Raw genomic sequence first — 6337 nt, forward strand, 5'->3', positions numbered from 1 at the left:
GGGTTGGCGTTGCCCCAGGTGCCGGACGCGTCGATGACGGCGCGGGCGTCGATGTCGCGGACCGTCCCGTCGGCCTCCCGGAAGCGCACCAGCAGTGGACGCTCGTCGCGGCCGATCGTCCGGGTGGCGTCCGCGCCCCGGCGGGTGACGGCGAGGACGCGGGTGCGGGTGCGGACGCGTCCGTCCAGTGCGGGCACCCGCGACAGCGGTATGAGGTAGTCGTCGACGAGTTCGGCGCCCGTGGGCAGGTGGTCGGGGTCGGGCAGCGACCAGCCGGTGGCCTCCAGCAGGCGGCGGGCGGCGGCGTCGGTGTCGTAGCGCCACGGCGAGAACAGCCGGACGTGACCCCACTCGCGGGATCGCCGCGGCCCGACCTCGGCGCCCGCTTCGAGGACGAGGAAGCCGAGGCCGCGTTCGGCCAGGTGCGCGGCGGTGGCCAGCCCGACCGGCCCGGCGCCGATCACCACGACCGGCCCGGCGACAGGGACGTCACCGATCTGGTCTGTGGTGACGGCCGTGGCCGTCGGCTGACCGATGTCGGTGGTGGCAGCGCCGGCTCCGCAGCAGCCTGCCTGCGCGGTGGGCTCCTGCGGACTAGTCTGGTTGTTCATCGGATCCTCCTAGGTGAGAGAGCAGGCCTGTTGTCGGGCGGGCGCGTCACAAGCGGGCGCGGTAGGCGGCGATGGTGACGCGGTCGCGGTGGGCGGCCGAGCGGCAGGCGCGGGTGCAGACCTCGCCGCGCCCATCCTGGAAAGTGATCTTCCCGATGCGTGGGCTGGTAGGCCGATGGGCGGTGATGCGGGCGAACAAGGTCTTCACCACGACCTCCTGATTAGATATCCGTCTAAGCAGTACGGAGTTTGCCTCGCTGGATAGATGCGTGTCAAATTAGATGCATGTCTAAGTTGATGGAACCGGGTGTTGTGGGGGACGGCGTGTGCTGCACGCCGCTGAGCGGTCCGCTCATGCGCGAGGACGAGGCCGTTGAGCTCGCCGGGGTGTTCAAGGCGCTGGCCGATCCGGTCCGGCTGCGGCTGCTGAACATGATCGCCTCTGCCGAGGACGGTGAGGCGTGCGTGTGCGACTTGACCGGGCCGTTCCAGCTGTCGGGGCCGACGATCTCCCACCACCTGAAGGTGTTGCGCAACGCCGGTTTGATCGAGGGTGAACGGCGCGGGACGTGGGTGTACTACCGGGTGGTGGCCGAGAAGCTGACCCGCTTGTCGGGGCTGTTCGCGCTGCCTGTCCTCACCGGCACCTGACATTCGCGCTTTCCGCCAGATGATCGAGGCGCCTCAGTTCGCGGCCCGCGCCGGCTTCTTGCCGTCCGGCCTGGGCTGCTTGAGCAGCCGGGTCAGGACATGGCGGGCGTCGGCACCGACCCCGCGCAGGGTCGCCGACGCGAACGAGCGCTGCCACTCCAGCCCCACGTAAGCCAGCCCCGGATGGGTGGTCGAGACGCCGCCGCGTTGGCGCGGCAGCCCGTCGTCGTCCAGAGCGCCCAGGCCGGCGAGGTAGTCCACGCCGGGCCGGTAGCCGGTGGCCAGCAGGACGACGTCGACGTGCTCGCGCGTGCCATCGTCCCAGACGACCTGGTCGCCGTCGAGCCGGGTGAACATCGGGCGGCGGTCGGGGTTGCCGGTCGCGATGGCGTCGCGGTAGGTGCCGGTGTCCATGACAGGGGTGCCCTTGCCGCCGGTCAGCAGGGGCTTGGCCCAGCCCGCGGTGTCCAGGCCGGTGCGCTGGAACCAGATGTGCACGTCCCGTCCGGCGATGCGCTGCGGCATGAACCGCAGCGGGTGGCGTGTGGCCAGGGTGACGTCGGCGACCGCGGCGAGTTCGATGGCGATCTGCACCGCCGAGTTACCGCCGCCCACGATCACCACCCGCTTGCCCGCCAGCGGCTCGGGGCGCCGATAGTCGGACGAGTGCAGCACCGTCCCGTCGAAGGTGTCCAGGCCGGCGAGCGCGGGCCTGTGCGGGCGGCTGAAGGCTCCCGTCGCGGCGACCACCAGCGGCGCGGTCAGCTCCTCCCCACCGGACACGGCGACCCGGAACTCCCGTCCGTCCGGTGCGGACACCCGCTCGACCCGGTGGCCGGTGCGGACATCGGCGTCCAGCCGCCGCGCGTAGCCCGCCAGGTATTCCACGACCTCGTCGCGCGTCGGGTAGCGGTCGGGATCGCCAGGGAACGCCGCACCGGGCAGACCGCTGCGGCCGGCGGGCGAGAACAGGGTGAGGCTGTCGTAGTAGTGCGGCCAGGACCCCTCGGCCCGGTTCGCGGCCTCCAGAACGATCGGCGCCAGGCCCATGTCCCGGGCGACGCGGGCCGTTGCCAGCCCCGCCTGGCCGCCGCCGATGACGATCAGTGATGCGGTGTGCGTGCTCATGCCCGCAACATATCGCTACTTTCTTATATGTCAATACAATGATGTGTCGCGTAAGGTGAGGAGTGCGTCCTGCGGAGGCCGCGAAGGGAGCTGGCGATGACACCACCGGCGATTCGGCCATCGTCGGGGCCCGCTGTGGCCCCGGAGGCGACGAACGCCACCCGCGGTCAGGACGCGGCCACAGGCGTGTGCGGTGGGGCTGCGCAACTCGGACCGGGAGCCCGTGAGTTCTTGAAGGCGCTGGCCAGCGAGCAGCGGCAGCAGATGCTGGAACTGTTCACCGGCGGCATCGAGATCACCGTCGGCGCCGTCGCCGACGCCTGGGCATCTCGCAGCCGGCCGCGTCGCAGCAGCTGGCGATCCTGCGCCGCGGCGGCCTGCTCACCTCCCGCAAGGTCGGCAAGCAGGTTCACTACCGCATCGACTCCGCCGCCGTCGACGCGTCCCTCACCGAGCTGCGCACATACCTGCACACCTGCTGCCCGCCGCCGGAGCCCGAGCCGCCCGGCTGACGGCGAGTGCCCGCCGAACGTGCGCGCGATCACGAGCGGTGGCCCACTAAGGCCCCGGAGATTCCTCACGACCTGTCGCGCGTCGGGTGGCCGCTGCGCGGTGCTCCGGACCCGGTCCACGGTCCGCTGGTAATCGGCGGCGACCTCGGCTTTGTGCTCAGGGCCCTGCCCTGCCTCGGCCGCCTCGGCAAGGTGGCGGTCAAGCGCGCAGACCAGCGTCCGGTGCCTCATGCAGGATTCGGCGGACCTCGGAGCCGATGGCGGTCAGGAAGTCGGCGGTCGCCGGGACCGTGCCGAGTTGTCCCAGGAAGCCGTGCTGCAGCCCCTGCCCGAACAGATGGGTCGCGGCCACACCGGCGTCCTGCAGGCGGGCGGCGAAGGCTTCCCCTTGAGGGTGGAGGACATCGTGCTCGGCGGTCGCGATCACCGTCGGGGGCATCCCGGCCAGATCCGGTGCCAGCAACGGTGAAACCTCGCCGTCCGTGCGCTCCCGCGAGCCCAGATACAGCGACAGCACCCGGGTCATGATGTCGGGGTAGCCGCGCTGATCACGCAGATCCAGCGCCGGATAGATCAGAAGCTGCAGTGCCGGCCGCGGCCCACCGGAGGCGGCCAGGCGTAGACCGGCCGCTGCCGCCAACTGCCCCCCGGCGCTGTCGCCGGCGAGCCCGATGCGCGAGGCGTCCATGCCCCATTCGCCGCCGTGCGCGCCGAGCCATTCCATCGCCGCCACGGTGTCTTCCAGCGCCGCGGGAAAGGGATGCTCGGGCGCACGCCGGTATCCAAGCGACACCACCGCGGTGTTGCATGCCACCGCCAGCCTCCGGGCCACCCCGTCATAACAGTCGATGTCGCCGAGCACCCAGCCGCCGCCATGCAGGTAGACCAGAGCCGGCAGCGCCGCGTCGGCACTCGGCCGGTACAACCGCGCAGGCCGCCTCGCGATCACCAGGTCGGTGACCTGGTGCATCGAAGGGCCGGTGACGTCCGCCATCCATCGTGCGTGCATCCCGCGCTCGTACTCGACCCACCGGACGAGTTGGCCTGTGAGGAGGATCGGAACGGTCAGTAGCGACATGTGCGGGATCTCTGCTTCGGTTTGATCACTTGGTTCGTTTGTGCTGGTCGCGGCTTTTACGTTGCCGGGCATGCCAGTGGATTTCTTGTCTGATGAGCAGGTGGCGAGGTACGGGCGGTTCGCTGCGGAGCCGTCGCCGGGTGAGCTGGAGTTGTTCTTCCGGTTGGACGAGCGGGCGTTGACGCGTGCTCGGTCGAAGCGGGCGCCGGCGAACCGGCTGGGGTGGGCGGTGCAGTGGGGTGCGGTGCGGATGCTGGGCGCGTTCGTGACCGAGGATCTGTCGGCGGTGCCGGAGGTGGTGGTGCGGTTCGCCGCCGAGCAGGTCGAGGTCGATCCGGCGGAGTTCGGGGCGTATGCGGACCGGAGGCAGAGCCGGTACGAGCATGCGTGGGAGATCCGGGACGCCTACGGCTACACCGAGTTCGAGTCGGCGGAGGAGCAGCTGCGGGCGTTGTGGGCGCGGCGGGTGTGGGCATCGACCGAGGGGCCGCGTGCGCTGTTCGACCGGGCGGTGGTGTGGCTGGTGGAGCATCGGGTGCTGCTGCCGGGGATCACGACGCCGACGCGTCTGGTGGCCGAGGTCCGCCGGGTGGAGAACGCCCGGTTGTACGGGCTGCTGGCCGAGCGGACTCCGGCCGGGACCGCCGCGGCGTTGCGGGGCCTGCTGGAGGTGCCCGAGGGGCGGCGGGTTTCGGAGCTGGAGCGGCTGCGGACGTCGCCGGTGAAGGCGTCGGGCCGGGTGCTGGTGCGGGAGCTGGACCGGGTTTCAGAGATCGCCGGGCTCGGGGCCGGGCGGGTCGACATCGAGCCGGTGCCGGCGGTGAAGCTGGCGGGGCTGGCCCGGTACGGGATGGCGTCCAAGGCGCGACGCTGCGGGAGCTGGAGCCTGGGCGGCGGACGGCGACGCTGCTGGCCACGGTCCGGCATCTGGAGACCGCGTCGATCGATGACGCGCTGGATGTGCTGGATCTGCTGATCACCTCGAACCTGTTGGCCAGGGCGGAGCGGGCGGGCAAGGCCGAGCAGCTGCGGACGCTGCCGAAGCTGCGCAGCGCCGCACGGCATGTCGCCTCGGCGATGGAGATCCTGATGAGCGCGCCGCAGGCGACCGGGGACCGTCTGGTTTCGCTGGCGGAGGTGTGGAACGAGATCGAGCGGGTGGTGCCACGGGAGAAGTTGTCGGCGGCGGTGGCCACGATCTCGGCGTTCGTGCCCGAGACCGACGATGACGCCGCGGCGGCGTGGCGGGCCGAGCTGGTCAAGCGGTACCGGACGGTGCAGCAGTTCATCGAGCTGCTGCTGGAGGTGATCGAGTTCCGTGCGGTGGAGGCCGGGCGGGGCGTGCTGGCGATGGTGGCCGCGGCGGCCGTGATGGCCAAGGCCCGCCGCCGTTACGACCGCGCGGACGTCGCCGCGCACGAGGACCTGGTGACCGGGTCGTGGCGGCCGCTGGTGTTCGCCAACCCCGACCTGCCGGCGGGTCAGGTCGACAAGGCCGCGTTCACGTTGTGCGCGGTGATGCACCTGCACACCGCGCTGCGCCGCCGGGACGTGTTCGCGGTCGGCGCGGACCGGTGGAGCGATCCGCGCGCCCGGCTGCTGGAGGGCGGGAGCTGGGACGCGGCGCGGCCGCGGGTGCTGGCCGCTTTGGAGTTGGAGGAGGAACCGGCCGGGCATCTGGCCGAACTCGCCTCGGCGCTGGAGGGCGCCTACACCCGGGTGCTGGACGGTCTCGGGGGCAACACCGCGGTGCAGTTCGTCGGCGGACGTCTGCAGATCGAGAAGCTGGGGCCGCTGGCCGAGCCGCCGCTGATGACCGAGTTCCGTGCGCTGGTCGGTCAGATGCTGCCGCGGGTGGACTTCCCCGAGCTGCTGCTGGAGGTGTTCGACCGGACCGGGCTGGCGGCCGACTTCACCCACATCTCCGGCGCCGATTCGCCGATGGAGGACTTTCCGGTCAGCCTGTGCGGGTTGCTGGTGGCCGAGGCGTGCAACGTCGGGTTGGTGCCGATCGAGAAACCGGACGTGGCGGCGCTGACGCGCGCTCGCCTTCAGCAGGTCGACCAGGGCTATCTACGGGCGGAGACGATCTCGGCGGCCAACGCCCGGCTGATCGCCGCGCAGGCCGGGATCGACATCGTGCGCACGTGGGGTGGCGGGCAGATCGCCTCGGCCGACGGGCTGCGGTTCGTGGTCCCGGTCGCCAACCTGCACACCGGCCACAACCCGATCTACTTCGGCCGCCAGCGCGGCGCGACCTGGCTGAACGTCGTCAACGATCAGGTGATGGGCATCGGCGGCCTGGTGGTGCCCGGCACGTTGCGGGACTCGCTGTTCATCCTGGACGCCATCCACAC

At 71.3% G+C, this 6337-nt stretch carries 7 protein-coding genes; 3 read left to right on the forward strand and 4 right to left on the reverse strand.

Features of this window, described 5'->3' with window-relative positions; translation table 11 throughout:
• Both BJF79_RS29515 and BJF79_RS56010 read right to left on the reverse strand, forming a co-directional pair.
• On the reverse strand, positions 1 to 611 hold a 611-nt coding region (locus BJF79_RS29515), incomplete at its 3' end, for an FAD-dependent oxidoreductase (protein WP_143220338.1).
• A 46-nt stretch (positions 612 to 657) separates the two neighbouring features.
• Positions 658 to 819: a hypothetical protein gene (locus BJF79_RS56010; protein ID WP_158079326.1), complete on the reverse strand. Its 162-nt coding sequence runs from the start codon at positions 817 to 819 to the stop codon at positions 658 to 660.
• A gap of 146 nt (positions 820 to 965) precedes the next feature.
• On the opposite strand from BJF79_RS56010, the gene BJF79_RS29520 reads away from it, so the two are divergent.
• Positions 966 to 1262, forward strand: a complete 297-nt coding sequence (locus BJF79_RS29520; protein ID WP_316043469.1) for a metalloregulator ArsR/SmtB family transcription factor — start codon at positions 966 to 968, stop codon at positions 1260 to 1262.
• Positions 1263 to 1295: 33 nt separating this feature from the next.
• Here BJF79_RS29520 and BJF79_RS29525 read toward each other — a convergent pair whose 3' ends face one another.
• Positions 1296 to 2390, reverse strand: coding sequence for a flavin-containing monooxygenase (locus tag BJF79_RS29525; protein WP_075902280.1), 1095 nt, complete (start codon positions 2388 to 2390; stop codon positions 1296 to 1298).
• 711 nt (positions 2391 to 3101) lie between these two features.
• Positions 3102 to 4052: an alpha/beta hydrolase gene (locus BJF79_RS29535; protein WP_083734144.1), complete on the reverse strand. Its 951-nt coding sequence runs from the start codon at positions 4050 to 4052 to the stop codon at positions 3102 to 3104.
• Between the two features lie 13 nt (positions 4053 to 4065).
• Between BJF79_RS29535 and BJF79_RS29540 the strand changes: the two genes are divergently transcribed.
• Positions 4066 to 4956 (forward strand): DUF4158 domain-containing protein, encoded by an 891-nt coding sequence (locus BJF79_RS29540; protein WP_262402738.1) that lies wholly within the window; start codon positions 4066 to 4068, stop codon positions 4954 to 4956.
• Positions 4941 to 6337: Tn3 family transposase (locus BJF79_RS29545; protein WP_143220339.1), on the forward strand; the 1397-nt coding region annotated here is incomplete at its 3' end. The genes BJF79_RS29540 and BJF79_RS29545, both read left to right, overlap by 16 nt.

It is taken from the genome of Actinomadura sp. CNU-125, assembly GCF_001942465.1.
GTDB lineage: Bacteria > Actinomycetota > Actinomycetes > Streptosporangiales > Streptosporangiaceae > Spirillospora.